Source organism: Candidatus Erwinia dacicola (assembly GCF_001756855.1).
Lineage (GTDB): Bacteria > Pseudomonadota > Gammaproteobacteria > Enterobacterales > Enterobacteriaceae > Erwinia > Erwinia dacicola.
Genome location: NZ_MAYS01000072.1, coordinates 1 through 3416, shown reverse-complemented (window position 1 = coordinate 3416; position 3416 = coordinate 1). Strand labels below are relative to the sequence as shown.

Annotated in this window: 2 protein-coding genes and 1 pseudogene; all 3 read left to right on the top strand. The window is 51.0% G+C overall.

The features are described from left to right. The coding region (locus BBW68_RS01970; protein WP_186821244.1) for a transposase at positions 1-349 on the top strand (349 nt) is incomplete at its 5' end. A 378-nt stretch (positions 350-727) separates the two neighbouring features. Next, a pseudogene (locus BBW68_RS01965) lies at positions 728-2964 on the top strand (Tn3 family transposase); the annotation flags it as partial. A gap of 146 nt (positions 2965-3110) precedes the next feature. Continuing rightward, positions 3111-3416 (top strand): helix-turn-helix domain-containing protein (locus BBW68_RS17445; RefSeq protein ID WP_148127500.1); only part of this gene is annotated, 306 nt, incomplete at its 3' end.

Here is a 3416-nt window from a genome sequence, read left to right as displayed (position 1 = left end):
CTGGCGCGAGGTCGCGGCCCAGCTGGAAAAGAACTTCCCGGCAGTCACAGAGATGATGGACGAAGCGGAGGCGGAGGGGCTGGCGTACTTCGGGTTCCCGGGAGCGCACCGGGTGAAAATCCACTCCACGAACACGCTGGAGCGCCTGAATAAAGAGGTGAAGCGGCGTTCCGACGTGGTGGGTATTTTTCCCAACGAAGAGAGCATAACCCGGCTTCTGGGTGCGGTGCTGACGGAGCAGAACGAAGAATGGCTGTTGCAGAACCGCTACCTGCCGCAGCACAGCATGGCGGAGATAGAGCAGACCGCTGAAAACGATGTGATCGAGGCGCTGCCACTCAGCGCTTAACAGACATATTACCGGACCGGAAGGCTGGATCTGAATTTACACCACCTTGACGGACTCGACCGATTTCAGGCCAATTGATTCAAAATAGTCATCACGGCTGCTGTACTGGGCAAAACGTCCGCACATAGGCACCTCCTGCTACAAGCATAGCGGGGTATAGTCACGTCAGGGTTAGTTTGGATATAGATAATTATTGTACGGTAAGCCTGTTTTTTAAACAGGCTTACCGTACAATAGGGTGTACCCTTATGCGATAACCATTTTTGTTAAAAATAATGCATCTAATAATTTATGAGGGAAACTATATGGCAAGGAGGCAGATTCTTTCTCTGTCAGAAAGAGAATCATTACTGGCATTACCGGACGATGAGTTAACGCGAACTCTACCGCTATCTTGGCGTAAAGGCGTTCACCGGCAAAATACAGCAGGACTGTATTACACACCTGCTGTCTATGGCGACGCGCACCGATAAAGGAATTCTCCTGGCCGAAGAGTTACTGGTCTATCTCCGGCAGAACAACGTTATAATCCCCGCGATTGATGTCGCGGAGCGTACCTGTGCGGAGGCCATGGCCTGCGGCGATAAAATCGTATTTCAGACTCTGAATTCCCCGTTAACTCCGGCTCACAGGGATGCCCTGGATCGTTTACTTGAGTCATCAGATAATCAATCTTCCAGGCTGACATGGCTTCTGCAACCGCCGGGTAAAATCAATGGTAAGAACGTGCTGCAACATCTTGATCGGCTCAGTAGCATTGAATCGCTGGCATTACCGGAAGGTATAGATCGTACCATTCACCAGAACCGGTCGCTGAAACTGGCGCGGGAAGGCCGAAAGATGAGCAGCCGGGATTTAACCCGATTTTCAGCAGCCCGGCGTCATGCGATCCTGGTGTGCGTACTGGAAGAAGCCAGAGCCACACTGACAGACGAAGTGATTGAGCTGCATGAGCGCATGCTGAACAGTCTTTTCAGCAAAGCCAAAAGAACACAGGCTGAGCGCCTTCAGCAGACCGAAAAGCTGATCCAGTCAAAACTGAGGCAGTACATCGATGTCGGTCAGGCGCTGTCTGATGCCCGTGATTCCGGTGGCGATCCATGGCTTGCAATAGAAAACATACTCCCATGGCCTGAATTTGTCGCCAGTCTGGAGGAAACACGCCATTTTGCTAGAAAAAATAATTTTGACCCGCTGCATATTATTACTTAGAAATACAGCACATTACGGAAATATGCCCAGCGCATGTTGTCAGCTTTACAGTTAGTCGCAACTCCGGCTGCGCAATCTACACCTGCGGGTATTGACCGGCAATATTATGAATTTTGTGCGCTCAGCGAGCTTAAGGGGGCGTTGCGCTCCGGGGATATCTGGGTTAAAGGCTCGCGCCGCTACAAAAATTTTGATGATTACCTCATTCCCGAAAAGGACTTTGACAAACTCACACCAGCGCTACCACTGCCCGTATCTGCTGATTATCATGAGTACATTACCAGCCGTATGACCCTGCTTCAGTCCAGACTTGAAGAGATCAATGCCATGGCGGCCCTTGGTGAACTGCCCGATGTGGAAATCTCTGACAAGGGCGTAAAGGTCTCTCTACTGGATAACTGCGTTCCGGCACAGGTTTCACCGCTAGCAGAACTGGTTTACAGCATGCTACCGCGCCCAAAAATCACGGAAATTCTCGATGAAATAAACAGCTGGACGACGTTTACCCGACATTTTTTGCATATAAAAAATGATATTACCCGTCCCGATACCCGCCTGCTCCTCACCACCATTGCATCATCAGTCGGGTCAGGGATTCAACCCATGTACTCGATGGCTTGCTGTACCACGAAAGCGACCTGGAAATCAGGGAGCATTACACCGATACCGCAGGTTTCACCGATCATGTCTTTGCCCTGATGCATCTGCTGGGATTTGCGTTCTGTCCGCGAATCAGGGATCTCCACGACAAGAAGCTGTTTATTAAAGGGAGAGCGGACCAATATCCGGCGCTTCAGTCACTAGTATCAACGACCAGGCTGCACCTGAAAGAGATCGAGATTCACTGGCGTGAAGTGCTGCGTTTGGCGACCTCGATAAAGCAGGGAACCGTGACGGCATCCCTGATGCTGAAAAAGCTTGCCAGCTACCCCAAGCAAAACGGACTTGCCAAAGCATTGAGGAAAATTGGTCGTATTGAACGAACGCTGTTTATGCTCGACTGGTTCCGCGACCCGGCACTTCGTCGGCGAGTACAGGTGGGACTGAATAAAGGAGAAGCCCGTAACGCGCTGGCGCGTGCGGTATTCCTGCACCGGCTGGGTGAAATCAGGGACAGAAAACCGGAAAATCAGAGCTACCGCGCCAGTGGACTGACGCTGCTGACGGCTGCTATCTCGCTGTGGAATACCGTCTATATGGAAAGAGCGGTCGATGCCCTGAAGCGTAAAGGGGTGAAGATCAACGATCAACTGCTATCGCATTTGTCGCCATTAGGCTGGGAGCATATCAATCTGATAGGCGATTATATCTGGAAAAGCAACCGGATACCGGTTTCCGGTAAGTTTCGTCGGCTGAGGCCAGCTAAAGTAGAAAGGTCAAAAAATAACCTTAACGTACAATAATTTTCGATATCCAAACTGACCCCAATAATACGAAGGGCTAACTCGCGAATTCAGATAATAAGTGCAACGCTCGGTCATGTAGATGGAGGGACGGTTAGCTACCGATAAGCTATCCTGCTCTTCCGACTAAAGATGAGCGAGTAACTATGAAATATCAGCAGTTAACCGAAGGATTACGATACCAGATAGCTCTGTTGTGTGAAGACAAAGTTAGTCAGGCCGAGATTGGTCGCCGGCTAGGCGTCTGTAAGTCAACAGTCTCGCGGGAACTGCGCCGTAATTGCTCTGTAGATGGCTACCAGCCTGCGGTAGCGCAGAAGCTCAGCACCAGCCGCCGCAAGGCTGCCGGCAAACGCAGGATGCATGAGGATACGGTCTTCTTTGTTGAGGTAGCGCTCAACTGGTTGTGGAGCCCTGAGCAAATCAGCGCCGTTGGCGATATCAGCGGCAGA